At 71.9% G+C, this 25,821-nt stretch carries 23 protein-coding genes and 3 pseudogenes; 17 read left to right on the top strand and 9 right to left on the bottom strand.

The window, feature by feature from the left end; translation table 11 throughout:
* Positions 1-8 precede the first annotated feature (8 nt).
* The 8 genes from E6R18_RS06210 to E6R18_RS06175 all read left to right on the top strand — a co-directional run bounded on the left by E6R18_RS06210 (position 9) and on the right by E6R18_RS06175 (position 7,680).
* A complete protein-coding gene (locus E6R18_RS06210; protein WP_136315823.1) occupies positions 9-965 on the top strand; it encodes a WYL domain-containing protein in 957 nt (318 codons plus the stop codon).
* A gap of 18 nt (positions 966-983) precedes the next feature.
* The gene (locus E6R18_RS06205) at positions 984-1,262 is read left to right on the top strand and encodes a hypothetical protein (protein WP_136315822.1); all 279 of its coding nucleotides are present in this window, start codon (positions 984-986) and stop codon (positions 1,260-1,262) included.
* Positions 1,263-1,274: 12 nt separating this feature from the next.
* Positions 1,275-1,472: a hypothetical protein gene (locus tag E6R18_RS06200; protein WP_136315821.1), complete on the top strand. Its 198-nt coding sequence runs from the start codon at positions 1,275-1,277 to the stop codon at positions 1,470-1,472.
* A 240-nt stretch (positions 1,473-1,712) separates the two neighbouring features.
* Positions 1,713-2,003 carry a Sec-independent protein translocase subunit TatA gene (gene tatA / locus E6R18_RS06195; protein WP_136315820.1) on the top strand — a complete coding sequence of 97 codons (291 nt, stop codon included), beginning with the start codon at positions 1,713-1,715 and terminating at the stop codon, positions 2,001-2,003.
* A gap of 73 nt (positions 2,004-2,076) precedes the next feature.
* Complete coding sequence (gene tatC, locus E6R18_RS06190; protein ID WP_136315819.1) at positions 2,077-3,045, top strand: twin-arginine translocase subunit TatC; 969 nt, start codon at positions 2,077-2,079, stop codon at positions 3,043-3,045.
* Between the two features lie 226 nt (positions 3,046-3,271).
* Entirely contained in the window at positions 3,272-3,745 is a 474-nt protein-coding gene (locus E6R18_RS34685; RefSeq protein WP_240799607.1) for a hypothetical protein, read from the top strand.
* Between the two features lie 135 nt (positions 3,746-3,880).
* Complete coding sequence (locus E6R18_RS06180) at positions 3,881-4,786, top strand: diacylglycerol kinase (protein WP_136315818.1); 906 nt, start codon at positions 3,881-3,883, stop codon at positions 4,784-4,786.
* Between the two features lie 59 nt (positions 4,787-4,845).
* Complete coding sequence (locus E6R18_RS06175) at positions 4,846-7,680, top strand: DEAD/DEAH box helicase (RefSeq protein WP_136315914.1); 2,835 nt, start codon at positions 4,846-4,848, stop codon at positions 7,678-7,680.
* 141 nt (positions 7,681-7,821) lie between these two features.
* On the opposite strand, the gene E6R18_RS06170 is transcribed toward E6R18_RS06175, so the two are convergent.
* The 3 genes from E6R18_RS06170 to E6R18_RS06160 all read right to left on the bottom strand — a co-directional run bounded on the left by E6R18_RS06170 (position 7,822) and on the right by E6R18_RS06160 (position 10,703).
* On the bottom strand, positions 7,822-8,271 hold the full coding sequence (locus E6R18_RS06170; RefSeq protein ID WP_206308225.1) for an SPW repeat protein: 450 nt from the start codon (positions 8,269-8,271) through the stop codon (positions 7,822-7,824).
* A gap of 182 nt (positions 8,272-8,453) precedes the next feature.
* Entirely contained in the window at positions 8,454-9,107 is a 654-nt protein-coding gene (locus E6R18_RS06165; protein ID WP_136315912.1) for a fasciclin domain-containing protein, read from the bottom strand.
* Positions 9,108-9,221: 114 nt separating this feature from the next.
* Positions 9,222-10,703, bottom strand: a complete 1,482-nt coding sequence (locus tag E6R18_RS06160; protein WP_240799611.1) for a sulfite oxidase — start codon at positions 10,701-10,703, stop codon at positions 9,222-9,224.
* Positions 10,704-10,981: 278 nt separating this feature from the next.
* Between E6R18_RS06160 and E6R18_RS06155 the strand changes: the two are divergent.
* Together E6R18_RS06155 and E6R18_RS06150 are read left to right on the top strand one after the other, a co-directional pair.
* Positions 10,982-11,598: pseudogene (locus E6R18_RS06155) on the top strand (NAD(P)-binding protein); the annotation flags it as partial.
* Between the two features lie 22 nt (positions 11,599-11,620).
* Positions 11,621-12,069: pseudogene (locus tag E6R18_RS06150) on the top strand (DUF1295 domain-containing protein); the annotation flags it as partial.
* A gap of 49 nt (positions 12,070-12,118) precedes the next feature.
* On the opposite strand, the gene E6R18_RS06145 reads toward E6R18_RS06150, so the two are convergent.
* Complete coding sequence (locus E6R18_RS06145) at positions 12,119-12,883, bottom strand: anti-sigma factor (protein WP_136315817.1); 765 nt, start codon at positions 12,881-12,883, stop codon at positions 12,119-12,121.
* Positions 12,880-13,464: a sigma-70 family RNA polymerase sigma factor gene (locus tag E6R18_RS06140; RefSeq protein WP_136315816.1), complete on the bottom strand. Its 585-nt coding sequence runs from the start codon at positions 13,462-13,464 to the stop codon at positions 12,880-12,882. Before E6R18_RS06140 ends, E6R18_RS06145 begins: the two co-directional genes overlap by 4 nt.
* 148 nt (positions 13,465-13,612) lie before the next feature.
* Between E6R18_RS06140 and E6R18_RS06135 the strand changes: the two are divergent.
* Positions 13,613-14,244 (top strand): annotated as a pseudogene (locus tag E6R18_RS06135) (PadR family transcriptional regulator); the annotation flags it as partial.
* A 473-nt stretch (positions 14,245-14,717) separates the two neighbouring features.
* On the opposite strand, the gene E6R18_RS06125 reads toward E6R18_RS06135, so the two are convergent.
* Together E6R18_RS06125 and E6R18_RS06120 are read right to left on the bottom strand one after the other, a co-directional pair.
* Complete coding sequence (locus tag E6R18_RS06125; RefSeq protein ID WP_136315815.1) at positions 14,718-15,560, bottom strand: siderophore-interacting protein; 843 nt, start codon at positions 15,558-15,560, stop codon at positions 14,718-14,720.
* Positions 15,561-15,639: 79 nt separating this feature from the next.
* Positions 15,640-16,548 (bottom strand): 5'-3' exonuclease, encoded by a 909-nt coding sequence (locus tag E6R18_RS06120; protein ID WP_136315910.1) that lies wholly within the window; start codon positions 16,546-16,548, stop codon positions 15,640-15,642.
* A 319-nt stretch (positions 16,549-16,867) separates the two neighbouring features.
* Here E6R18_RS06120 and E6R18_RS06115 point away from each other — a divergent pair, with 319 nt between their 5' ends.
* From E6R18_RS06115 to E6R18_RS06105, 3 genes are all read left to right on the top strand, one after another.
* On the top strand, positions 16,868-17,932 hold the full coding sequence (locus tag E6R18_RS06115) for a betaine/proline/choline family ABC transporter ATP-binding protein (RefSeq protein ID WP_136315814.1): 1,065 nt from the start codon (positions 16,868-16,870) through the stop codon (positions 17,930-17,932).
* Positions 17,925-20,561, top strand: a complete 2,637-nt coding sequence (locus E6R18_RS06110) for an ABC transporter permease/substrate binding protein (protein ID WP_136315813.1) — start codon at positions 17,925-17,927, stop codon at positions 20,559-20,561. The genes E6R18_RS06115 and E6R18_RS06110 overlap by 8 nt, the downstream gene beginning before the upstream one ends.
* A 170-nt stretch (positions 20,562-20,731) precedes the next feature.
* Positions 20,732-21,277, top strand: coding sequence for a helix-turn-helix transcriptional regulator (locus E6R18_RS06105; RefSeq protein WP_136315812.1), 546 nt, complete (start codon positions 20,732-20,734; stop codon positions 21,275-21,277).
* 31 nt (positions 21,278-21,308) lie between these two features.
* On the opposite strand, the gene E6R18_RS06100 is transcribed toward E6R18_RS06105, so the two are convergent.
* Positions 21,309-22,457, bottom strand: coding sequence for a TDT family transporter (locus tag E6R18_RS06100; protein WP_136315811.1), 1,149 nt, complete (start codon positions 22,455-22,457; stop codon positions 21,309-21,311).
* A gap of 70 nt (positions 22,458-22,527) precedes the next feature.
* Here E6R18_RS06100 and E6R18_RS06095 point away from each other — a divergent pair, with 70 nt between their 5' ends.
* From E6R18_RS06095 to E6R18_RS06085, 3 genes are all read left to right on the top strand, one after another.
* A complete protein-coding gene (locus E6R18_RS06095; protein ID WP_136315810.1) occupies positions 22,528-23,463 on the top strand; it encodes a LysR family transcriptional regulator in 936 nt (311 codons plus the stop codon).
* 72 nt (positions 23,464-23,535) lie between these two features.
* Complete coding sequence (locus E6R18_RS06090) at positions 23,536-24,012, top strand: GNAT family N-acetyltransferase (protein ID WP_240799605.1); 477 nt, start codon at positions 23,536-23,538, stop codon at positions 24,010-24,012.
* Between the two features lie 50 nt (positions 24,013-24,062).
* Positions 24,063-25,025, top strand: a complete 963-nt coding sequence (locus E6R18_RS06085; RefSeq protein WP_136315809.1) for an aminoglycoside phosphotransferase family protein — start codon at positions 24,063-24,065, stop codon at positions 25,023-25,025.
* Here E6R18_RS06085 and E6R18_RS06080 read toward each other — a convergent pair.
* Entirely contained in the window at positions 25,005-25,727 is a 723-nt protein-coding gene (locus tag E6R18_RS06080) for a gamma-glutamyl-gamma-aminobutyrate hydrolase family protein (RefSeq protein ID WP_136315808.1), read from the bottom strand. The genes E6R18_RS06085 and E6R18_RS06080 overlap by 21 nt on opposite strands.
* Positions 25,728-25,821 lie beyond the last annotated feature (94 nt).

The following is a 25,821-nucleotide window of genomic DNA, read 5'->3' as shown; positions in this document are numbered from 1 at the left end:
CCGAATTCATGGCCACGAACGCCATCGACCAGACACGCCGGATGCTCTCCCTGGTGACGTATCTGCGCGAGCGCCCCGGCGCCCACGTCCAGGACGTCGCCCGGGCCTTCGGGATCACCGAGGACGAGCTGATCTCCGACCTCGACGTGCTGCCCATGTGCGGGACCAGCTTCCGGGGCGGCGACCTGCTCGACATCGACACCGACGGCGACCGCATCTGGTGGCACAACGCGGACGACGTCGCCGAACCCCTGCGGCTCGCCGCCGACGAGGCGACGGCCCTGCTGGTCGCCGCCCGCGCCGTGGCGACCCTGCCCGGGCTCCGCGAGAGCGACCGCCAGGCGCTGCTGCGCGCCACCGCCAAGCTGGAGACCGCCGCCGGCGAGGTGGGCGCCGCCAGCTCCAGGCTCTCGGTCACCTTCGAGTCCGAGGGCGGCGTCTTCGCCGAGGTGGACCGGGCGATCTCGGAGCGGCGCCGGCTCTGGCTGCGCTACTACTCGCCCGCCCGCGACGAACTCACCGAGCGCGAGGTGGACCCGATCCGGCTGTTCGCCGTCGGGCACACCTATATGGAGGCGTGGTGCCGCTCCTCCGAGGACCGGCGCACCTTCCGGCTCGACCGGGTCGCCGAGATCCGGCTGCTCGACGAGCCCGCCGCCCCGCCCGAGCTGGAGCTGCGGGACCTGTCGGCGGGGCTGGTCCAGCCGGCCGCCGAGGACCCGGAGGTCGTGATCGAGGTCGGCCCCGGCGGGCGCTGGGTCGCCGAGTACTACCCGCACGACCGGGCCGAGGAACTGCCCGACGGCGGTCTGCGGATCAGCCTGCGCACCCCCGACCCGGCCTCGCTGCGCCGGCTCGCGCTGCGGCTCGGCGGGGAGGGGCGCATCGTCTCGCCCCCGGAGCTCGCCGAGAGCGCGCGGGTCGCGGCCCGGGCGGCGCTCGCCGCGTACGACGGCGCGGCCTGAAGGGACGGCTGAGGAGACATGGGCCACCTGTCCGCGCTGCCGGGCCACGCCGCCGTATCCACCGTTCCGGTGCCGCAGTCGGCGCGCTTCAAGGCCGCCTGCCCCGACTGCCGCGCGCGCTTCGAGCTGGCGGCGGCGGAGTTCCGGCTCGTGATCGGCGCCACCAGCCGCACCACGTTCTACTCCTTCACCTGTCCCGAGTGCGCCGCGTGCGTCCGCAAGCCGGCGGGGGAGCGGATAGTGGAACTCCTCACCGACGGCGGCGTACGCACGCTGCGCCTGCACACCGGCTCCTGAGAGGCTCTGCGCATGTTCTGGCCCATGCTCGCCATCGCCCTGGGATTCCTCGGAATCGCCGTGCTCGGCGTGCTGGCCATCAAGGTGTTCGTCGAGGCCCAGCGCCTCGGCCGCCAGGTGACCCGCACCACGGAACGCATCAACCGCGCCGCCGACGACCTGGAGCGCGCGGCGGCGGGGGTGGCCAAGGCGAGCAGGGACGCGCTCTGACCCTGCGGCGGGTGCGGCGGAAAGCGCTTTACCGTTGTGGCCTGTCGGCCCGGCAGGTGCGGCGGGTAGGCTCATTCGCGTGGCCTGGGAGTGAGACGCGGGCCGCAGGTGGGAGTACGCGCAGGCATTGCCCTGTGTTTACCCCCGCGGGATACCATCGCCGTCGACGCGACGGCCTGACACCGGTCCGGCCGGACCTGCAGCCCGCCCCTGCTGCCTCAGCGAAGAAGGTAAACGGATATGTTCGGAAAGCTCGGTGCCCCCGAGATCATCCTGATTCTCGTAGTGATCATTCTGCTGTTCGGTGCGAAGAAGCTCCCCGACATGGCGCGTTCGCTGGGCAAGTCCGCCCGCATCCTCAAGAGCGAGGCGAAGGCGATGAAGAGTGAGGGCGGCAACACCGCGGCGGCTCCCGCGGACCCGCCGAACAACGACCAGGACGTGTCGGTGCCGCGCACCATCAAGGCGGCGCCCGGCGACGTGACCAGCTCCCGTCCCGTGTCGGAGAAGACCAACCAGTCGCAGAGCTGAGCCCGTGAACTGATCAAGAGCTGATCGAAGGCCGGCCCTGGGCGTCGGCCTGCGCACGAGATGAGGACGTGGGTTGCTCAAGTCTGCCCGCAAACAGGAGAAGGACCCCGAGGGGCGGATGCCGCTCGGGGAGCATTTGCGCGAGCTCCGTAACCGGCTCGTCAAGAGCGTGTTGGCGATGGTTGTCGCGAGCGTCGTCGCCGCCTTCTTCTACAAGGACGTCATGGAGTTCTTCACGAACCCCATTCTCAGGGCGGTGGGCTGCGAATACACTTTCTCCCACCTGGCCAAGGCGCCCAATGATGCGCACTGCGCGCGTATCGTGCAGAACGGCTTGCTGAGCCCCTTCACGCTGGCCCTCACGGTCTCTTTCTCGGCGGGTGCAGTACTGGCGTCTCCGGTTTGGCTCTACCAGCTTTGGGGGTTTCTCGCCCCAGGGCTTCATCGTCACGAGAAGAAATATGCTCTCGGCTTCGTGGGTGCGGGCTTCCCCTTGTTTGTCATGGGAGCATATTTCGCCTACTGGTCGCTGCCCAAGATGGCTTCCGTGATGTTGGAGTTCTCGCTCATCGGAAGCGACAACCAGCTCCCTCTCGACGATCTCCTCAAGCTGATCATGCGGATGATCCTCGTGTTCGGCCTTGCTTTTGAGCTTCCGCTGCTTCTGGTCATGCTGAACTTCGGTGGGGTCCTTTCCGGGAAGAAGATGATCGGCTGGTGGCGCGGCATGATCATGGGCATTACGCTCTTCGCCGCCATCGCCACTCCGAGCACCGATCCGATTTCCATGCTGGCGCTTGCGGGCCCCATCTGCGTGCTGTACTTCGGGGCTACGGGTATTGCGCTGGCGAACGACCGTCGTCGGGCTCGTCGGCGCGCCGAGGAGCCCGCTGATGATGAGGCTTCGCACCTCGACCTCACGCCGGAGAGCGTGGGTGCGGTCGAGCCGGTCAGTGCGAGTCGAGAGTTTCCCGAGCAGGCAACCGGTGAACGCTCGCGCGCGGAAGGGTATCGCGCGGATGGATATGACGACGTGACGTAGCGGGCTGCTACACGTCACGCAGAGAGGAGACCACCGGTCATGAGGTGGTCTCCTCTCTGCGTGTCACAGGGGAGAAGCGGCGCAAGCCTGCCAAGGGTTTGCCGAAAATCACCTTGTGAGTGACGAAGGGGGTGCATACCGTTCACCTGGTGTTTGGGGGCGTTCACGGCACGTCATGCGTGGAGGGGCCCCTTGTTTTTGCAATCCCAGGGGAGGGAAATTCAAAATGCGTCGTCGTGGTCTGATGCGGTCGACATTCGTAACGTTGGCCGCAGGTGGTGCGCTCTTCGTGACGATGGCTAGTCCTGCGGCTGCGGCCGAGGAGGTTGACAAGGGTGTCGCCAGCGGCGAGCCGAGTGGGGGGACCTGCATCGTGGAAGTAGCGGGTGCCACAGGGTGCTTCAAGCCCTACGGTGATGTGATCTACACCCGCGACAATTCCTATGATGCTTACTCCGTCTACGCCAAGTGGCAGAATCAAATTCGTGACTCCAGCGGTACGTGGCATGCGTACCGAAACGGTAAGTGCACGAACGACCGTGGACAAGGTGACTGGGCGAAGTGCGACAAGAACTTCTATGAGGCCAGCACCACAAACGCCTACGGGGGCAAGGGGAGCCGCATCAAGCTCACCGTCTGTGTCGCGAACCTTGGTGACGACCACTGTGCGACAACCCCGTGGCTCAGCAATGACAGCTGAGCCCATCGCCTGATCCGCGTTTCGCACCGTAGTAAGCGGCCCGCCCTAAGGGGGCGGGCCGCTGTCGATGATGAGCGTTTTCGACCGTGAGCGCGACGGTTACGAGAACATCACCTGACCTTGTAGGGTCCCCGGGTGACCAGCGAGATCACCCTCTTCGTCAATCCCACCGCGGGGCGCGGCCGGGGCGCGCGAGCCGCGCAGCCGGCCGCTTCCGCGTTGCGGGAGGCCGGCTTCTCCGTACGCACGATCCTCGGCGAGGACGCGGATGACGCGCTGCGCCGGGCGCGCGAGGCGGTGGCGGAGGGGACCGGGGCGCTCATAGCCGTCGGCGGGGACGGGCTGATGTCCCTGGCCCTCCAGGCGGTCGCCGGGACGCTCACCCCGCTCGGCGTCGTGGCTGTGGGCACCGGCAACGACTTCGCCCGCGCCCTGGGCCTGCCGATACGCGACCCGGAGGCGGCGGGCCGGCTCGCCGCCGACGCGCTCAAGGGCCGGGCGCCCGTGCGCGAGATCGACCTCGGCCGGGTCGGGGAGCGCTGGTTCGGGTCCGTGCTCGCCTCCGGGTTCGACTCCCGGGTCAACGATCGGGGCAACCGGATGCGCTGGGTGGGCGGTCGGTTCAAGTACGACCTGGCGATCCTCGCCGAACTCGCCGCCTTCAAGCCGATCACGTACCGCATGACCCTCGACGACGGGCCCGCACGCGAGATCCGGGCGACGCTCATCGCGGTCGGCAACGGCACGGCGTACGGCGGCGGCATGCGGATCTGCGCCGACGCGGTCATGGACGACGGCCTCTTCGACGTCACGGTGGTCGGCGAGTGCAGCCGTACGACGCTGCTCAAGGTCTTCCCCCGGGTGTACAGGGGGACGCACCTGAGCCACCCCGTCGTGACCGTGCACCGGGTCTCCTCGATCACTCTGGAAGCCGTCGGGATCACCGCGTACGCGGACGGCGAACCCCTCGGCGCCCTGCCGCTGACCGCCGCCTGCGTACCGAAGGCCGTGCGGGTGCTCGGGGCGGCTCCCGGGGCCTGAGCCATGGGCGATTAAAGATCGCGTCACTGTCGGAGGCGGCGGGTAGGCTCGTGGACAAGATGACAGAGGACCTCTCACCAGCTGAGCAATACCAGGCTTCCCGGCTCCGGGCCGCCGCGCAGGCGACCGCGCTCGGGCCGTTCCGCGAGATGTACGACTTCGATCTCGACCCGTATCAGATCGAGGCGTGCAAGGCGCTGGAGGCCGGCAAGGGCGTGCTCGTCGCGGCCCCGACCGGCTCGGGCAAGACGATCGTCGGCGAATTCGCCGTGCACCTCGCCCTGGAGCAGGGCCGCAAGTGCTTCTACACCACCCCGATCAAGGCCCTGTCGAACCAGAAGTTCGCCGACCTGGTCAAGCGCTACGGCGCGGAGAAGGTCGGCCTGCTGACCGGTGACAACAGCGTCAACGCCGACGCCCCGGTGGTCGTGATGACCACCGAGGTCCTGCGGAACATGCTCTACGCGGGCTCCCAGGCGCTCAACGGCCTCGGACACGTGGTGATGGACGAGGTGCACTACCTCTCCGACCGCTTCCGGGGCGCGGTGTGGGAGGAAGTGATCATCCACCTCCCCGAATCCGTCACCCTGGTCTCCCTGTCGGCGACCGTGTCCAACGCCGAGGAGTTCGGCGACTGGCTGGACACCGTGCGCGGCGACACCGAGGTGATCGTCTCCGAGCACCGGCCCGTGCCGCTCTGGCAGCACGTGCTGGCCGGCCGCCGGATGTACGACCTCTTCGAGGAGGAGAGCGACCACGGCGGCCGGGGCGTCACCCGCCGCGAGGTCAACCCCGACCTCGTGCGGCTCGCCCGCATGGAGAACCAGCGCGGGTACAACCCGCGCGAACGGCGGCGCGGCAAGATGGTGCGCGAGGCCGACCGTGAGCGCGAGCGCCGCCAGCGCAGCCGGATCTGGACGCCCTCGCGCCCCGAGGTCATCGACCGGCTCGACGCCGAGGGCCTGCTGCCCGCCATCACGTTCATCTTCAGCCGGGCCGCCTGCGAGGCCGCCGTGCAGCAGTGCCTGCACGCCGGACTCCGGCTCAACGACGAGGACAAGCGCCGGCTGGTGCGGGAGATCGTGGAGGAGCGGACGGCGTCCATCCCCCCGGAGGACCTGCACGTCCTCGGCTACTACGAGTGGCTCGAAGGTCTGGAACGAGGCATCGCCGCGCACCACGCCGGGATGCTCCCGAGGTTCAAGGAGGTCGTGGAGGAGCTGTTCGTCCGCGGCCTGGTCAAGGCGGTCTTCGCCACCGAGACGCTGGCGCTCGGCATCAACATGCCCGCCCGCTCGGTGGTCCTGGAGAAGCTCGTCAAGTGGAACGGCGAGCAGCACGCCGACATCACCCCCGGTGAATACACCCAGCTGACCGGCCGGGCCGGGCGGCGCGGGATCGACGTCGAGGGCCACGCCGTAGTGCTCTGGCAGCGCGGCATGGACCCGGGCGCCCTGGCCGGACTCGCCGGCACGCGCACGTACCCGCTGCGCTCCAGCTTCCGGCCGTCGTACAACATGGCGGTCAATCTCGTGCACCAGTTCGGGCGGCACCGTTCGCGCGAACTGCTTGAGACGTCGTTCGCGCAGTTCCAGGCGGACCGGTCGGTCGTCGGGATCTCCCGGCAGGTCCAGAAGAACGAGGAGGGCCTGGAGGGCTACCGCGAGGGCATGACCTGCCACCTCGGTGACTTCGAGGAGTACGCGCGGCTGCGCCGCGACCTCAAGGACCGGGAGACGGAGCTCGCCAAGCAGGGTGCCACGCAGCGGCGGGCCGCCGCCGCGGCCTCCCTGGAGAAGCTGAAGCCCGGCGATGTCATCCATGTGCCGACCGGCAAGTTCGCCGGGCTCGCGCTCGTCCTGGACCCCGGGCTTCCGGCCGGGCGGACCAACGGGCACGGCCACCGCGGCATGGAGTACCACGACGGGCCCCGGCCGCTGGTGCTGACGGCCGAGCGGCAGGTCAAGCGGCTCGCCTCGATCGACTTCCCGGTCCCGGTCGAGGCCGTGGAGCGGATGCGCGTCCCGAAGTCGTTCAACCCGCGCTCGCCGCAGTCGCGCCGCGACCTGGCGTCCGCGCTGCGCACCAAGGCCGGCCACATCGTCCCGGACCGGCACCGCCGGGGGCGCGCCCCCGCCGCCGACGACCGCGAGATCGCGCGCCTGCGCACCGAGCTGCGCGCCCACCCCTGCCACGGGTGCGACGAGCGCGAGGACCACGCCCGCTGGGCCGAGCGCTACTACCGGCTCCAGCGGGACACCCGGCAGCTGGAGCGGCGCATCGAGGGCCGGACCAACACGATCGCCCGCACCTTCGACCGGATCGTGGCCCTGCTCACCGAGCTGGACTACCTGCGCGGCAGCGAGGTCACCGAGCACGGACGGCGCCTCGCCCGGCTGTACGGCGAGCTGGACCTGCTGGCGAGCGAGTGCCTGCGCGCGGGTGTCTGGGAGGGGCTGAACGCGGCGGAGCTCGCGGCCTGCGTCTCCGCCCTGGTGTACGAGGCGCGGCAGGCCGACGACGCGGTGGCGCCGAAGCTGCCGTCCGGTCCCGCGAAGACCGCGATGGGCGAGATGGTCCGGATCTGGGGGCGGCTCGACGCCCTGGAGGAGGACTTCAAGATCAACCAGGCGGAGGGGGTCGGCCAGCGCGAGCCCGATCTCGGCTTCGCCTGGGCGGTGTACATGTGGGCGTCGGGCCGGTCGCTGGACGAGGTCCTGCGGGAGGCGGAGATGCCGGCGGGCGACTTCGTACGGTGGTGCAAGCAGGTCATCGACGTGCTGGGTCAGGTGGCTGCCGCCGCACCCCGGGAGGACAGCACGGTGGCGCGCAGCGCGCGCAAGGCGGTGGACGAGGTGCTGCGGGGCGTGGTGGCGTACAGCTCCCTGGGCTGAGGGCTGAGGGCTGAGGGCTGAGGGCTGAGGGCTGAGGGCTGAGGCGTGGCGCCGGCCCCGGCGCACGGCCGCCGGCCGGAGACGCGGTCCGGTCGGCGGTGGTGCGGGGGCTCCGTCCCCCCGGGAGTGGGCTGCGGGACGCTAACCGCGTCGGCCGCCGCGGCTCATCTTCATCGACGCGCCCGCGCACACCATTCCCAGCAGGGCGGTCAGTCCGCCGATGATGACGTTGTTCAGGACGACTCCCCTGTCCGGACTGCTGCCCACCACCCAGGGCGAGACGATCATCCAGGCACCCATGGCGACGATGGCCCAGCTCAGGCCGTACATCCGCTGCGGCATCGCGGTGAACCCGAGACCGAGCACGGCGATCGCGATACCCATGATCAGGTTGTTCGTCACCAGGGAGGACTGCGAGGTCGTGAAGTGCAGCACCCACGGGGAGACGGCGCAGTAAAGGCCGACCAGGAAGACCGGCGCGTCCACGAGCGCCACGTCGCGGCCGCCCATCACGCGCGCGTAGCGGTCGCTCATCTCCGGTGCATCGGGGTGTCCGGCCATGTCGTGGCCGGCGTGCGAGACGTTTGACATGAGTTCGTTCCCCTTCGGATCGTGCGGACCCGGTCACCGCCGTGTGCGGGAAATGGCCCGCACACACCAGTCTGCTCTTATATCTGGCTTATGCGTAGTTTTGCGGTGACCGGATCTCCGCAGCGTCCGCACTGTGCCCGACGGCCTCGCGGTGGGCGTGGCGCCCACCGCGAGGAGAACCGCTACGCGGCGGGCGGCATCAGCACCGTGTCGACGATGTAGACCGTCGCGTTGGCGGTCGGGACATTGCCGCAGACGACCTTCGAGGAGTCGTTGACGGTGTACGCCATGTCCGAGCCGGACGTCGTCAGCTCCTCCTTCTCCAGGGTGTCGAAGGACCCCTTCTCCAGCTGCTTCGGCGTCAGCTCCCGGCCCACCACGTGGTAGGTGAGGACCTTGGTGAGCGCGGCCTTGTCGGCGAGCAGCTTGTCGAGGTCGGCCTTCGGGATCTTGGCGAAGGCGTCGTTGGTCGGGGCGAACACGGTGATGTTCTGCGCGTTGTTCAGGGTGTCGACCAGGCCGGCCTTCTTGACCGCGGTGACCAGGGTGGACAGGGCAGGGTTGTGGGAGGCCGCCGTGGCGACCGGGTCCTTCGCCATGCCGGAGAAGGAGCCCGCGCCGTCCTTCGGGACCGACGCGCAGGCCGGACCGAAGGGCTTGTCCATGCCCATGGAGTCGTCGGCGGAGGGCGAGGCGGGCGCCGGGGCCTTCGCCGACGACGCGGTGGAGCCGGACGCGCTGTCCTTGGAATCGCTGGAACAGGCCGTCAGGGCCAGCGGCAGGATCGCCGCGGCGGACAGGGCGACGGCGGCGCGGCGGGCGTGGATGACCTTCATGGTGTTCTCCTGGTTCATACGCGTGACTGATTGATTACGAGGGGTAGTTGATGGGGGATGTGGGCGGCCCGGGCGGGCGCTGCACAAGTGGGTGCCCCGGGCGGCGCGCGCCGGTCAGGTCACGTCGACCACCACCGTGTGCCGGCCCGTCGCACCGTCGGGCACGGTCCCGGCGCGCCGGTCGGTCTGCACGGCGCCGGTCCGGTCCGTCGCGCGGACCTCCAAGGTGTGGCTGCCGGGGGTGGCCGGCCACTCCCATACCCACTGGCGCCAGGTGTCCCGGCCGGCCTGCGCGGCCAGCCGCGCGGGATGCCACGGGCCGCCGTCCACCCGGACCTCGACCCGCGTGATGCCCCGGTGCTGGGCCCAGGCGACCCCGGCGACCGGGACCGTGCCGGCCTTCGGGGAGGCGAAGGGGCGGGGGGTGTCGATGCGGGACTGGGTCTTGACGGGGGCCCGCGGGGACCACGACCGCTTGACCCAGTAAGCGTCGTAGGCGTCGAACGTGGTCAGCTCGATGTCCTTGATCCACTTGCAGGCCGAGACGTATCCGTACAGGCCGGGGACGACCATCCGGACCGGGAAGCCGTGCTCGAAGGGCAGCGGCTCGCCGTTCATGCCGAGGGCGAGCAGCGCGTCGCGGCCGTCCATGACGTCCTCGACCGGAGTGCCGATCGTCATCCCGTCCACCGAGCGCGCCACGATCTGGTCGGCACGCCCGCCCTCGGACGGCGGCCTCACCCCGGCCTCCCGCAGCAGATCGGCCAGCCGCACGCCGATCCACCGGGCGTTGCCCACGTACGGCCCGCCCACCTCGTTCGATACGCAGGTCAGGGTGATGTCGCGTTCCACGATCTCCCGGCGCAGCAGGTCCCGGAAACTCAGCGTCACTGGCTCGGGCACGCCCGTGCCGTGAATCCTCAGCCGCCACGCCTCGGCATCGACGCGCGGCACGACCAGGGCCGTGTCGACGCGGTAGAAGTCCTTGTCGGGCGTGACGAACGGGCCCAGGCCCCGGATCTTCAGCTCCGCGCCCGCCGGTACGGCAGGTGCCGGCGAGTCGGGCACGGGCAGCACCAGGTCGCGCCGGGACGCGGCGGCCCCGGCCTGCACGGCGGAGGTGATCCGCCGCCCCAGCAGACCGGCCCCGGCCGACGCGGCCGCCGCGGCGCTCGCCGCGATGACGAACCCGCGCCGGTCGAACGCCCCGGCCGCGGGCCCGCCGGGTGACGGGGCGACGGCCGGGGTCAGCCGTCCGGCCAGGAGATACAGCAACCCCGCGGCCACCACGGCACCGATCACCGACGGCAGGGCGTCGGACACCCGCCCCTCCGGCCGCCCGATGGCCGCCGCAGCCCCGACCGCACCAAAGACCAGCACGGCTGCGGCGCCCGGCAGCCGGTGCCGCAGCGCCAGCAGCCCGACCGCCACGGCGAACAGCGCCAGAAGGGCCAGGATGCCGAGCTCCAGCACCAGCTTGTCGTTCGTCCCGAAGTTCCGTACGGCGAAGTCCTTGAGCGCCGGGGGAGTGCGGTCGATCACCGCACCGCCCACCACCGCGACCGGACCCGCCTCGGGACGGACGACCGCCGCCATCAGCTCGGCGACGGCCAGGGCACAGAACCCGGCGATCACACCGCTGAGCGCCGCGCAGGCCGCACGGGCCCAACGGGACCGCCGGGGCGCTGCGGCCCCGGTCTGCGGATCGTTCCGATCTTCACTCACGACGGGGATTCGGCGCCGGGGGCCCGGCGGATTGGTCTGTCACCCGATCGGATGAGAGTTGCTTCCGGGCAATCCGCCGCGCGACCTGTAACGAACCACCTTCCCAGAGGCATCCGCCGCGTGCGGTGCCGGTGCTCGGAGGGAGTGGCATGACAGACAGGCGGCGACGCACGGCCGTCGTGGGCAGCGGGGTGGCGGGACTGACCGCCGCTCACATCCTGCGGACGGCCCAGGACGTGACGCTGTTCGAGGCGGACGACCGGGTGGGCGGCCATGCGCACACCCACGAACTGCCCGGCGCGGACGGCCGCGTCCACCGCGTGGACTCCGGCTTCATCGTGCACAACCGGCGCACCTACCCGCACCTGCTGCGGCTGTTCGCCGAACTCGGCGTGCCGACGCAGGAGTCGGAGATGAGCACGTCCGTACGGTGCGGGGGCTGCGGCCTGGAGTACGCGGGCGCCCGCGGCCCCGCCGGACTCCTCGCCCGCCCGCCCGCCCGGCCGCGCTCCGCGCCCCCGCCTATCCGCGCATGCTGGCCGCCGTGCCCCGGTTCCACCGGTCCGCCCGGCGGCTGCTGCGCGGCGGCGGACCGGACGCGGACACGCTGACCCTCGGCGAGTTCGCCGCGCGCGGCCGCTTCTCGCCGTACTTCACCGCGCACTTCCTGACGCCCCTGGTGGCGGCGGTCTGGTCCTGCGACCCGGCGACCGCGATGCGCTACCCGGCCCGCTACCTCTTCCGGTTCCTCGACCACCACGGCATGTTCGGCCCTGCCCCGGGCCTCCCGGCTGTACCTGCTCCAGGGCGCCCTGTGCTGGCTGATCTCGCTGCCCGTGCAGGCGGCCGGCAACCTGACCGGGCCCGTGGGCGCCGTGGCCTGGGCCGGGGCCGCGCTGTGGGCGGTCGGTCTGTTCTTCGAGGGCGTGGGCGACCACCAGCTGGCCCGGTTCAAGGCCGATCCGGCGAACCGGGGCAGGATCACGGACCGGGTGCTGTGGTCCTGGACCCGGCACCCGAACTACTTCGGGGACTTCTCGTGTGGTGGGGCCTGTTCCTGATCGCCTGCCAGGCGCCGGCCGCGGCCACGCTGGTGGCGCCCGCCCTGATGACGTATCTGCTCGTCGGCGGCAGCGGCAAGGCCCTCCTGGAGCGGCACATGGCCGAGCGCCCCGGCTTCGCCGCGTACGCCGCGCGGACCAGCGGCTTCTTCCCACGCCCGCCGCGCCGGGGCTGAACGGTCTCCGAGGGGGCGGGGCCCCGTCACGCGGCCCCGCCCCTCCGCCTCACGCTCTCGGCAGGTCCATGAGCGCGAGTGGATCCGAGGTCGGCTGCGCCGAGCCGCCCGCCGGTTCCACGGTGATGCCCATGCCCGTCGCCCCGTCGACCGGGCCGTCGAGCATGGCCGCGTACGTCGTCGGCGACGCGCCCGAGGCCCGCATCAGGCCCGCCGGGCGCATCGTGCCGCCGTCGTCGAACCACAGCTGGTACACCTTGCCGCTAGGTGCCTTCGCCAGCCCCGAGGCCAGGAACACGGCGCGGTCCTGGCTCCGGGAGACCACCACCGTGCCCTTCGCGCCGTTCTTCAGCGTGCCGGCCGACGACCGGGCGTCGGGGGCGGCGAGGACCTCGGCCACCTGCGCGCCCTGCTGCCGGGCGGCCTCCGCCTCCTGGCGGGCGTCCCGCGCCTCCTGGTGCTGCCAGACCGCGACGCCGCCGAAGCCCGCCGCCGCGGCCAGGCTCGCCGCCAGTGCGAACCGGGGCCATCCGGCCGCCCCGCCCCGCCGGACACGCGAACGGTCTCGGCGGCCCACGGCCGGCGGCTCCTGGCGTACGGTCGTGATCTCCCGCAGCACCCGCTCGCGCAGCTCCCGGGGGGCCGGGGCGGCGGCGGCCAGTCCGAGCCGGGTCGCGGTCTCGGAGAGCTCGCGCACCTCCACGGAGCAGGCATCGCAGGCGCCGAGGTGCCGTTCGAAGTCCCGGCGTTCCGCGTCCGGGAGTGCGTGCAGGACGTAGGCACCCGTCAATGTGTGGAGTCCGGCGTCACTCATGCGCTCACCCCGAGGCAGTCGCGCATCCGGATCAGTCCGTCGCGCAGTCGAGTCTTGATCGTGCCGAGCGGCACCGCGAGCAGTTCGGCCACCTCGCGGTAGGTCAGCCCGCGGTAGTACGCCAGGGTGACGGACTCCCGCTGCAGCTCGGAGAGGGTCCGCATGCAGCGGCGCACCTGCTCGCGCTCCAGCCGGCTCTCGACCTGTTCGGTGACGTCGTCGAAGGCGGGCGTGCGGTCGAGCAGGGCCGCCTTGTGCTCACGGGCGGCCGCCGCCTGCGCCGAGCGGACGCGGTCCACGGCGCGGTGGTGGGCCAGGGTCAGCACCCAGTTCATGGCGCTGCCCCGGGCGGCCTGGAAGCGCGACGCCGTACGCCACACCTCGACCAGGACCTCCTGGGCGACCTCCTCGGACTGGGCCGGATCGCGCAGGACGCCGCGGACGAGCCCGAGCACCGGAGCGCTCACCGTGTCGTAGACCTGGGCGAAGGCGTCCTGGTCGCCCCGGGCGACCCTTCCCATCAGCTCCTGGAGATCGGGCCCCGCCGCGGCCGTTCCGCTGATGTACACGGCTTCTTTCACGCGGGGGTTCCCTTCGATGGTCATCGCTCTCCGGGGGTGATTCGGAGCCGGTGCCGGTGCGGATTGGCGGGGGCGGGCATCTTTCCACGTCTCCTGCGCCGGACGACCTCTGAAGAAACGCGCGTCCGACAAGAAGGGGGCGGTGTCGGTGGCCGAGCGGCGCAAGCTCAGCAATCCGCTGGCGCTCACGGTGATGGTGCTGCTCGCCGAGCGCTCCATGCATCCGTACGAGATCGCCCAGACCCTCCGCAGGCGGGGCAAGCAGCACAGCGTCAAGATCAATTTCGGCTCGCTCCACACCGTCGTCCAGAACCTGGAGAAGCACGGTTACGTCGAGGTCGCGGTCGTACAGCGCGAGGGCAACCGCCCGGAGCGCACGCTGTACGGCATCACCGAGGGCGGGCGCGTCGAGATGCTGGACTGGCTGTCCGACCTGATCGCGGTGCGGCCGAGGAGTTCCCGGCCTCCGAGACGGCCCTCGCCCTGCTGCCGGTGCTGCCGCCGCAGGAGGTGGAGACCCTGCTCGGCGACCGGGAGCAGGCGCAGAGCAAGCAGGCCGCGGCGCTGCGCGGAGTGCTCAGCCGGCTCGGTGACAGGCTGCCCCGTGTCTTCGTCGTCGAGACGGAGTACCAGCCGCACATGCTGGAGGCTCGGGTGGCGTGGATCAGGAAGTTCCGCGAGGAGATCGGCGACGCCACCATCAGCGGCATCGAGGAGTGGCAGTCGTTCCACGACACCGGCGAGGTCCCGCAGGACTGGCAGGACATCGACGCGCAGGAAACCGCCCGCGACCCCGGGCGGACGCAGGCGAAGACCCCGGCGGCAGCTGTTGCAGCAGCGCCCACCGGGGTCTCGAACCCCGGGGCCTTCCGTTTGGATCAGACCGGGCTCGCGGGCTCCGGTGCCTGATCCGCCCTGATCCGAACGAAAGGCCCCAGACCGGACGGCCGTGGAGGCGGCCCGGGCCATCGAGGTGCGGCACACCCGTCCGTCGCCGCGCACGACGTCCTGCGCCACCCCGACCGGGTGCGCCGCGCGATCGGGGCGCCCAGAAGTCCGGCGCCGGCCCCGTCGCCACCGGCCGCGAGAACCTGCTGCTCCAGGGCAGGCTCCACGGGATGCGCGGCGCCGCCGTGCAGCGCAGCGCCGACGAGCTGCTGGCGCGCTTGGGCCCGGCACGCCGAGAACTTGGGGAAGCACCTGACACAGCCCGGCCCGCCCTCCGGGCGAACGACGGGAATCTGAGACAGAACCTAGGCCGCGCCCTCCTGCTCGCGCTCCACCTGTTCGTTCCACTCGCGCTTGACGGAGCGCCAGGCGTCGTCGTCCTTGCCGAGCCGCCAGTAGCCGGAGATCGACAGCTGCGACACCGGGATCTCGCGCTCCAGGCGCAGGTGGCGGCGGATCTCCTTGACGAAGCCCGCCTCGCCGTGGACGAACGCCTGCACGTCACCGGGCGGGAACTCCAGCTCCTTCACCGCCGCGGTGAGCGCCTCGCCGACCGGGCGGCCCGCGCGGTGCAGCCAGGTGATCTCGACGCCGTCCGGCGTGGCGATCTTCTGCTCCTCCGCCGCGTCCTCCACCTCCACGAACGCGCGGACCACCGCGCCCGCCGGCATCTGCTCCAGCGCGGCGGCGACGGCCGGCAGCGCGCTCTCGTCGCCCACCAGCAGGTGCCAGTCCGCCGAGGCGTCGGGGGCGTAACCGCCGCCGGGGCCCAGGAACGTCACCTGGTCACCGGCCTCGGCCCGCGCCGCCCAGGGGCCTGCGAGGCCCTCGTCGCCGTGGACCACGAAGTCGATCGCCAGCTCGCGGGCGCCGGCGTCCCAGGAACGCACCGTGTACGTACGGGTAGTGGGCCACAGCTCGCGGGGATACTCCTCGCGGATGCGGGCCATGTCGAAGGGGTGGGCGTAGTCCGCGCCCTCGGGGGCGAAGCACAGTTTGACGTAGTGGTCGGTGAGGCCCGAGAGCGTGAAGTCCGCGAGACCGTCACCGCCGAGCACCACCCGGATCATGTGCGGGGTGAGCTGCTCGGTGCGCAGGACCTGCGCTCCCTGAGCCTTGGGTGCCCGCCGCTCCGGTCGTTCTGCCACGAGGTTTACTCCCTGCTGCCGGAAAATGGGGCCGTCGACCGATACGGACATCGATCTTAGGGTTACCTAACTTAACACCTCAGGGGTGCAGTACGGCGAGCAGGCGCTGAAGTGCTCCGCCCAGCCCCCACCGCGCCGCGAGGGCGTCGAGCGCGGCCGGGTCGCGCGGCCCGGCGGGCAGCGCGGGGTCGAAGTCCGGCAGCGGTACGTCACCGGCGACCCGCACCACCTTCGGCGCGACGGCCACATAGGCGCGGGCCTCGTCCAGCCGCCTGCGCTGCGAGGGCGGCAGCCTGGCGGCCGGGTCGTCCACGGCGGCCATGATCCCGGCCAGGTCGCCGAAGGCGTCCAGCAGCTTCGCCGCCGTCTTCTCGCCGATGCCGGGCACGCCGGGCAGCCCGTCGCTCGGGTCGCCGCGCAGCAGCGCCAGGTCCACGTAGCCCGGGCCGTCCACGCCGTACTTCTCGCGCAGCCACGCCTCGTCCGTCACCTGGAGCGTGCCGACCCCCTTGACCGGGTAGAGGACCCGCACCCGCCGGGCGTCGTCCACCAGCTGGTAGAGGTCGCGGTCGCCGGTGACGATGTCGACCGGCCCGGCCGCCCGGCCCGCCAGCGTGCCGATCACGTCGTCCGCCTCGTACCCCGCGACCCCGACCCGGGCGATGCCGAGGGTGTCCAGGACCTCCGCGATGACCGGCACCTGCGGCGCCAGCGTGTCGGGCGTCTCCTCCTCGTCGGGCGCCCCGGCCCCGGTCTCCACCGCGACCCGGTGCGCCTTGTACGAGGGGATCAGGTCGACCCGCCACTGCGGCCGCCAGTCCGCGTCCCAGCAGGCGACGAGGTCGTCGGGCCGGTGGTCCCGCACGAGCCGGCCGATGAAGTCCAGCAGCCCGCGCACGGCGTTGACCGGGGTGCCGTCCGGCGCGCGCACCGAGTCGGGCACGCCGAAGTAGGCGCGGAAGTAGAGGGAGGCGGTGTCGAGGAGCATCAGGCGTCGCGTCACACGCCGATGATGCCGCACGGCACCGACAACGGCCGCCCTGGCCGTGATTCCCGTACGCCGAGCCCATGTGTGTGATCCAGGTCACTCTTGTGTTTGCTCCGATTAAGTGGGGGCAGGCGCGGCACTGGAGCGGACCACGTCGCATTTTCAACTAGTGCATGTGCCATGCGGACGGAATCCGTGCCGCTCCACGGTCTGCCGGAGGGGGTGGCAGACCGTTTTCGGTTCGACGCGTGAGGTGTATGTGTCCAGGCTGCAAGCCGAGCACTTGTACAAAGTGTTCGGCAGACGACCCGCTCAAGCCGTGCAGAAGCTGCGGAGCGGTACCGACCGCGGCGCACTGCGCGCCGACGGAACGACCGCAGCGGTGATCGACGCCTCGTTCACCGTGGAACCGGGCCAGATCTTCGTCGTGATGGGTCTGTCGGGCTCGGGCAAGTCCACGTTGCTGCGGATGCTGAACGGCCTGCTGGAGCCCACCTCCGGCCAGGTGCTCTTCGACGGCCAGGACCTGACCGCCCTGAGCCCCGCCCAGCTCCGCCACGTCCGCTCCACCAAGATCAGCATGGTGTTCCAGCACTTCGCGCTCTTCCCCCACCGGAGCGTCCTGGAGAACGCCGCGTACGGCCTGGAGGTGCAGGGCGTCCCGCGCGCCGAGCGCAACCGCCGCGCCACCGAGGCGCTGCAGCTGACCGGCCTCGCCGGCTGGGAGAAGTCCTGGCCCGACGAGCTCTCCGGCGGCATGCAGCAGCGCGTTGGCCTGGCCCGCGCGCTCGCCACCGACGCCGACCTGCTCCTGATGGACGAGTCCTTCAGCGCGCTCGACCCGCTGATCCGCCGCGACATGCAGGACCAGCTGCTGGAGCTGCAGAAGCGGCTGAAGAAGACCATCGTCTTCATCACCCACGACCTCAACGAGGCCATGCGCCTCGGCGACCGCATCGCCGTGATGCGCGACGGGGAGATAGTCCAGCTCGGCACCGCCGAGGACATCCTCGTCACCCCGGCCAACGACTACGTCGCCTCCTTCACCCAGGACGTGGACCGCTCCCGGGTGCTGACGGCGGGCGCCATCATGGCCGAGACGCAGACCGTCATCGGCACCCTCTGCGACCAGGGCACGGAGCTGCGGACCCCCGCCGACGTGCTGCGGGCCACCCCGGCCGCCGTCACCGAGTCCACGCCGATCATCGAGCTGTTCACGCCCTGCTCGCGGAGCCGGGTCGCGGTGGCCGTGACCGACGACAAGGGCAAGCTGCTCGGCGTCGTGCCCCGGGAGCGGCTGCTCGCCGTGCTCGGCGAGCCGATGACCCCCGCCGAGGCGCCCCGGGACGCCGCGACCTCGCTGAAGAAGGTGGCCGGTGTTTAGGCTCCGTCTCGGCGACTGGGTCGACTCCGCGGTCGACTGGCTCCAGACCCACCTGGCCTGGCTCTTCGACGCCATCAGCTCCGTCGTGAGCGGCATGTTCGACGGCATCGCCGCCGTCCTGTCCGCTCCCGCGCCCCTGCTCTTCGCGGGCATCGTCGCCGTCATCGCCTGGTGGCTGCGCGGCCTGCTCGCCGGCCTCCTCGCGTTCGTCGGCTTCGCCCTCATCGACTCCGTCGAATTGTGGGACGAGGCGATGGACACCCTCACCCTGGTGCTCGTCGCGACGATCGTGACGCTGGTGCTGGCCGTGCCGCTCGGCATCTGGGCGTCCCGCTCCAAGACGGTCAGCGCGGTGACCCGGCCGGTCCTCGACTTCATGCAGACCATGCCCGCCATGGTCTACCTGATCCCCGGCGTGATCTTCTTCGGCGTCGGCGTCGTCCCCGGCATCATCGCCACCATCATCTTCGCGCTGCCCCCGGGCGTCCGGATGACCGAACTCGGCATCCGCCAGGTCGACGGCGAGCTGGTCGAGGCCGCGGAGGCGTTCGGCACCACCTCCCGCAACACTCTGCTGCGGGTGCAGCTGCCGCTGGCCCTGCCCACGATCATGGCGGGCATCAACCAGGTCATCATGCTGGGCCTGTCCATGGTGGTCATCGCCGGCATGGTCGGCGGCGGCGGCCTCGGCGGCTCCGTCTACCGGGCCATCGGCAACGTGGACGTCGGCCTCGGCTTCGAAGCCGGTGTCTCCATCGTCATCCTCGCCATGTACCTGGACCGGATGACCAGCGCCCTGGGCCGCGAGGTCTCCCCGCTCGCCCGCCGCGCGCTCGCCAAGGCGCAGTCGATGACCGGCGGCCTGAAGATCTGGCACCACCGCCCGCAGCCCGTCGTCGCCGTGGCCGGGGTGGTCGCCCTGGCGCTCGTCGCGGGCGGCATCGGCCTGTTCGGCTCCTCGGACGAGGACGCCACGACCGCGTCGGACCCGGCGAACATCGGGGCCGGCAAGAAGATCAGCATGGGTTACATCCCGTGGGACGAGGGCATCGCCTCCACCTTCCTGTGGAAGGAGATGCTGGAGCGTCGCGGCTTCGACGTCGACGTCAAGCAGTACGAGGCCGGCGCGCTGTACACCGGCATGGCGGGCGGCCAGATCGACTTCGAGACCGACTCCTGGCTGCCGGTCACCCACGCCTCGTACTGGGAGAAGTACAAGGACCGCCTGGAGGACATGGGCTCCTGGTACGGCCCCACCTCGCTGGAGCTGGCCGTCCCCAGTTACGTCAAGGACGTGAAGTCCCTGGCCGACCTCAAGGGCAAGGCGTCCGACTTCAAGGGCCGGATCGTCGGCATCGAGCCGAGCGCCGGTGAGACCGGCCTGCTCAAGGACAAGATCCTGCCCGGCTACGGCCTGGACAAGGAGTACAAGGTCGTGGACGGCTCCACGCCGTCCATGCTGGCCGAGCTGAAGCGCGCGTACGCCAAGAAGGAACCGATCGTCGTACCGCTGTGGTCGCCGCACTGGGCGTACAACCAGTACGAGCTGACCAAGCTCAAGGACCCCAAGAACCTCTGGGGCAAGGGCGACGGCATCCACACGCTGACCCGCAAGGGCTTCACCGCCGACAACCCCGAGGTCGGCGCGTGGCTCAAGGACTTCAAGATGAGCGAGGACCAGCTCACCAGTCTTGAGGCCCAGATCCAGAAGAGCGGCTCCGGCAAGGAGCAGGAGGCCGTCCGCACCTGGCTGAAGGCCAACCCGGACGTCGCCGGCAAGTGGACCCCGGTCAAGAAGTCCGCCCCCGCCAAGGGCGCGAACGGCAAGGACGAGCGCGACCGCGCGGTCGAGATGGCCTGGTTCCCCTGGGAGGAGGACATCGCCGCCACGTACCTGTGGAAGGCCGTCCTGGAGGACCGCGGCTACAAGATCAACCTCAAGCAGTTCGAGGTCGGTCCGATGTACACCGCGATGTCGCGCGGCCAGATCGACGTGCAGTTCGACGGCTGGCTCCCGTTCACCCAGAAGAACTACTGGGACAAGTACGGCTCCAAGCTGACGGACATGGGCTCCTGGTACGGCCCGACCTCGATCGAGGTCGCGGTGCCCGACTACGTCAAGGACGTGAAGTCCCTGGCCGACCTCAAGGGCAAGAGCTCGAAGTTCAGGGGCCGGATCGTCGGCATCGAACCCGGCACCGCCACGATGGAGAACCTCAAGAAGAACGTGCTCCCGGCCTACGGCCTGGACAAGGAGTACAAGGTCCTCGACTCCTCGACGCCCGGCATGCTGGCCGAGCTGAAGCGCGCCTACGCCAAGAAGGAGCCCATCGCCGTCCTGCTGTGGACGCCGCACTGGGCGTACAGCGAGTACGGGATGACCAAGCTCCAGGACCCGAAGAAGGCATTCGGGGAGGGCGACCGGCTGCACACCATCGCCTCCGAGCAGTTCCCGGAGAACTACCCGCAGCTGACGAAGTGGTTCAAGGACTTCAAGCTGAGCGAGGACCAGCTCGCCGGCCTGGAGAACCAGATCCAGAAGCACGGCACGGGACACGAGGAGCAAGCCGTGAAGGCATGGATGGAGAAGAACCCGGGCATCGCGGACAAGATGGCTCCCCAGTCGTAGCCGCGACCGGCCCCCACCGGGGCCGCGGCACATGAAGGGGTGGGTCCCGCAGACGGCGGGACCCACCCCTTCCGGCGTTCCGAAGAGGTCACTTTCCGGGCCGTCCTCGCGTAACGGTGTGCGCGAGGCGCCCGCAACCGGAAGGATGGCCAGTCGGGAGGGAGCCGGACATGGACGAGAAGGAAACACTCCGGGTGGGCGCCGCCGTCCGCCGACAGCGCAGATCCCTGGGACTCACCCTGGCCGCGGTCGCCTCGCGCAGCGGTCTGTCCGTACCGTTCCTCAGCCAGATCGAGAACGAACGCGCCAGACCCAGCACACGGTCCCTGGACCGGGTCGCCGAAGCACTGGAGACCACCCCGGCGCGGCTGCGCGCCGCCGCCGACTCCGCCCGCGCGGTCGATGTCGTGCGCGGGACGCAGGAGGACGGGGTGCACCGCGTGGTGCGCGGACGCCACCAGCTCAGCGCCCTGGAGTTCACCGGGGAGCTCGACCTCGGGCGCGAGTTCCAGCACCGCAACGACGAGCTGCTGTACGTCGCGGAGGGCGCCGCCGAGGTGGAGGCGGAGGGCCAGGCATACCGGCTGGTCCAGGGCGACACGCTGTTCCTGTCCGGCGGGGTGCGCCACCGCTGGCGGGCCACCCTCCCCGGCACCCGGCTGCTGTGCGTCGCGGTGGCCGAGCACATCGACGCCACGTCCGACCCCCGGCGCTGACCGCCCGGGGGCCGGCGAGCGGCCCCACCTCTCAGGCGGTACGGGCCGCCACCGGGGCGGGCCCCTGCGGCGCGGCCAGCAGCGCCCCGCTGACCAGCCCGCGCACCGTGCGCACCCCGGCCACCGCCCACGCCGACACCAGCAGCACGTACAGCGCCACGGCCAGCCAGGTGAACGCGGTCAGGCCGGTGTGCCGGGCCAGACCGGCGGCGCCCGTCACACACGTGCCGACGGGGAACGTGAAGCCCCACCACGTCATCGAGAACGTCATCCCGCCGCGCACCGCCCGCACCACCAGCGCCGCGGCCAGGGCCAGCCACAGCAGGGCGAACCCCATCACCGGCACCCCGTACAGCACGGCGAACGCGCCCAGCGCGGAGGCGTACGCCCCCGGGACCGCTCCCGGCGCCACATCGGCCAGCGCGTTGACCGCGGTCGTCGACTGGCCCAGCGGACCGAGCACCAGGAACAGGGTCGGAGTCAGCGCGAGCGGCAGCGGGCCCCGGTGCACCAGCCGGCCGAAGACCAGGGGCAGCATCACCAGCGTCGCCAGGAGGCTCAGCCCGAACATCGCGTAGCAGCCGAGCAGCAGCGCCTCCCGCCCCTGGCCCGCGGGCAGCTCCGGCACCAGCAGCGGGCCGAGGGCGGCCGACACCATCGGAGCCACCACCGGCAGCAGCCACACCGGCGACGCGGTGCCCGGCTCCGGGCGGTGGCGCACGATCATCAGATACGGGACCGCCACCGCGGCGGCCAGCCCGGTCAGCGTGCCCGCCGTGTACAGGACCACGTCCAGCGCGAGCGCAGCCGAGTGCCCGATGACGTCCCTGCCCACGACCATCCCGGAGCCCCCGACGGCCAGCAGCGCCATCGAGAGACAGCCGTAGAACGGTGCGACGGCCGGGTCCAGGAGGTGGGCGCGCGCCTGGTCGCGGTGGGCCGCCCAGTGCCCGGCGCGCGCCGTCAGCACGGCGGCGAGCAGCAGCGCCGAGAGCAGCCACACCGCCGTGCAGGCGCCCCGCAGCCCGGGCACGTGCACGGGCAGCGCGACGCCCGCGCTCGCCACGATCGAGGTGCCCATGACCGTCGCGTACCAGTTGGGGCCGAAATACCGCAGCGTGGGCCGCCGGACGGCGGCGGAGTACGGGGGATATGTGCGGGTCTGCGGAAAGGTGGCCATGCCACGATTCTCCGGGGCCGGGCAGGGCCCCACCAGGGAGCGCTGCCCTATGAGGTCATAAGGTGGACTTATGTCCAGCGATCCGCCCGCCCTCCTGTCCCACCGGGTGCCCGATCTCGGCGCGCTGGAGCTGCTTCTCGCCGTCGCCCGGCACGGCAGCCTCGGCCGGGCCGCCCGTGACGTCGGCATCACCCAGCCCGCCGCCAGCAGCCGCATCCGCTCGATGGAACGGCAGCTCGGCCTCGCCCTCCTCGACCGCTCGCCCCGGGGCTCCCGGCTCACCGACGCGGGCGCACTGGTCACCGACTGGGCGCGCCGGGTCGTGGAGGCCGCCGAGGCGTTCGACGCGGGCGCCCAGGCGCTGCGGGTCCGCCGCGACTCCCGGCTGCGGGTCGCCGCCTCCATGACCATCGCCGAATACCTGCTGCCCGGCTGGCTCATCGCCCTGCGCGCCGAACGGCCCGGCACCGCCGTCTCGCTGCTCGCCGGGAACTCCGCCGTGGTCGCCGAGCGGCTGCTGACCGGGGACGCGGACCTCGGCTTCGTGGAGGGCCTGTCCGTACCGGAAGGGCTCGACGGCACCGTCATCGCCCACGACCGCCTGGTCGTCGTGGTCGCCCCCTCCCACGCCTGGGCCCGCCGCCGCACCCCGCTGACCCCGCGCGAACTGGCCGCGACCCCGCTGATCCTGCGCGAGCACGGCTCCGGCACCCGCCAGGTCCTGGACGCCGCGCTCGCCGTGCACGGCCCCCTGGCCCAGCCGCTCCTGGAACTCTCCTCGACGACCGCGCTCAAGGGTGCGGCGGAGAGCGGCGCGGGCCCCTGTGTGCTGAGCGAGCTGGCGCTCGGCGAGGAGCTGTCGGCCCGCCGCCTGGTCAAGGTCCCCATCGCCGGGGCCCGGCTGCGGCGCCAGCTGCGCGCGGTCTGGCCGGCGGGCCACCGCCCCACGGGCCCGGCCCGCGACCTGCTCACGCTGACGAGGACGGGGACACCTGCCGGTGCCTGAAAAACGGGGCGACGCGCCCGGCGGGGCACGGCACCCTTGCAGGGCCCGGCACCCCACCGAAAGGACCACCCCGTGAGCCCCGTGACCACCGCGCCGCACCTGCGACGGGCCGGCGCGGACGACGCCGCCGAGGTCACCCGCCTGCGCCGGATCATGCTCGCCTCGGCGGGCATCGTCCCGGAGGCCGACTGGACCCCGCAGTGCGAGGCGTACTTCCGTGAACGGCTCGGCACCGACCCGCACTTCGTCGCCTATGTGATCGACGCCGGGGATCGGCTGCTGTCCAGCACGGTGGGCCAGTACATGTGGTCCCTCCCCAGGCCCGGCCGCGGCCCCTACGCCGGGCACATCGCCTCGGTCGCCACCGACCCCGCGCACCGGCGGCGGGGATACGCCCGCCAGACCTTCCAGGCCGTCCACGACCACCTCGTCGAGGCCGGCTGCTCCCGGATCAACCTGACCGCCACCCCCGAGGGCGAGGGCCTCTACCGCTCCCTGGGCTACGGCGACCCCACGGGCCCCATGCCGCTGACGTGGACGGCCGACTGAGCAGCGCCAAACCGGTGGCCCGCCCACCCCGGCCCCGGAAGGATGGAGCGATGACCGCCACCGCACCGCCCGCCCGGGGCGTCCGCCACCACTGGGCCGACCTGCCCGCCGCCGTCCGCAGCGGCGTCGAGGACATCCTCGGCGCCCCGGTCGTCGGGGCCCGCACCCAGAACGGCGGCTTCTCGCCCGGGGTCGCCGCCCGCGTCCGGCTCGCCAACGGCGGCCGCGCCTTCGTCAAGGCCGTGAGCGCCGAGGTGAACCCGGACAGCCCGGACCTGCACCGCGCCGAGATCCGCCACACGGCCGACCTGCCGCCCCACGCCCCGGTGCCCCGGCTGCTCGGCTCGTACGACGACGGCACCTGCGTCGCCCTCGTGCTGGAGGACATCGAGGGCCGCCAGCCCCGCGTCCCCTGGGACCGGGACGAACTGGACCGCGTCCTGGCGGCCCTCGGCGGCCTCGTCCGCCTCCTCACCCCGGCCCCGGCCGACGCGCCGCCCGCCGCCGGGAGCAAGTCCACGACGTTCACCGGCTGGCGGACCCTGCACGCGGCGGGCGACACCACGGGCCTGGACCCCTGGGCGGCGCGCCGGCTCGGAACCCTGGCGGAACTGGAGTCCGGCTGGGCGCGGGCCGCCACCGGGGGCACCCTTGCCCATGGCGACCTGCGCGCCGACAACATCCTGCTCACCGGGGACCGGGTCGTCTTCGTGGACTGGCCGCACGCGGTGCGCGCCGCCCCCTGGTTCGACCTGCTGGTGATGCTCCCCTGCGTGGCGGCCCAGGGGTACGCGGCCGGACCGGTCGGCCCCGACCCGGAGGCCCTGTTCACCGCCCACCCGCTCGGCCGGGACGCGGACCCGGACGCGGTCACCGCCGTACTCGCCGCCGTGGCCGGGTACTTCGCGGAGCACGCGCTGCGTCCCGCCCCGCCCGGCCTGCCCACGCTCCGGGCGTTCCAGGCGGCCCAGGGCGCCGCCGCCCTGGACTGGCTACGCCACCGGCTCGGCTAGCCGGGCCTCCCGGGAAGCGACGGCCTGCACCAGGCCCCGCACCACGCGCAGGTCGTCGCCCGCCTCCGGATGCCACTGCACTCCCAGCACCCAGTGGTCGCCGGGCAGTTCGACCGCCTCCACCGTGCCGTCCGCCGCGTGCGCCGAGGCCACCAGGCCGGCGCCGATCCGGTCGACGGCCTGGTGGTGGTACGTGGGGACGGCGCACACGTCCGGCACCAGCGACGCGTACCGGGTGCCCGGCACCGGCGTCACCGGGTGCGAGCCGAACACGCCCGTCGCCCCGTCAGGGCCCGCGTGCCCGTCCAGATGCTGCGTCAGGGCGCCGCCGCACACCACGTTCAGCAACTGCAACCCCCGGCAGATCCCCAGCAACGGCGTCCCGGACTCCAGCGCCGCACCGATCAGCGCCGCCTCCCAGGCGTCACGCTCCGGCGCCGGCGGCCCGGTCCGCGGATCGCGCCCGGCCCCGTAGCGCGCGGGCTCCACATCCGGCCCGCCCGCCACCACCACCGCGTCGAGCCGCGCCACCGCCTCGGCCGCGAGCTCCGGCGCGTCCGGCGGCAGCAGCACGGCCAGGCCACCGGCCTCGCGCACCATCCGCGCGTACCCGGCGGGCAGCAGCGCGGCGGGCAGCTCCCACACGCCCCAGCGCACCGACGCCTCCAGATAGGTGCTGATCCCGATCAGCGGACGGTTCACCGGATGCCTCCTCGAAGCGGCGCGCGGAACACCCCGGCACCGTACCCACAACCGCCGCCCTGCCCATAGATTTGGACCGTCCGCCGGCCCGTGA

The sequence above is a fragment of the Streptomyces sp. A1277 genome (assembly GCF_004795015.1).
Classification (GTDB): domain Bacteria; phylum Actinomycetota; class Actinomycetes; order Streptomycetales; family Streptomycetaceae; genus Streptomyces.
Note: the sequence above shows the minus strand (reverse complement) of the source record. Positions and strands in the feature narration are given on the sequence as shown.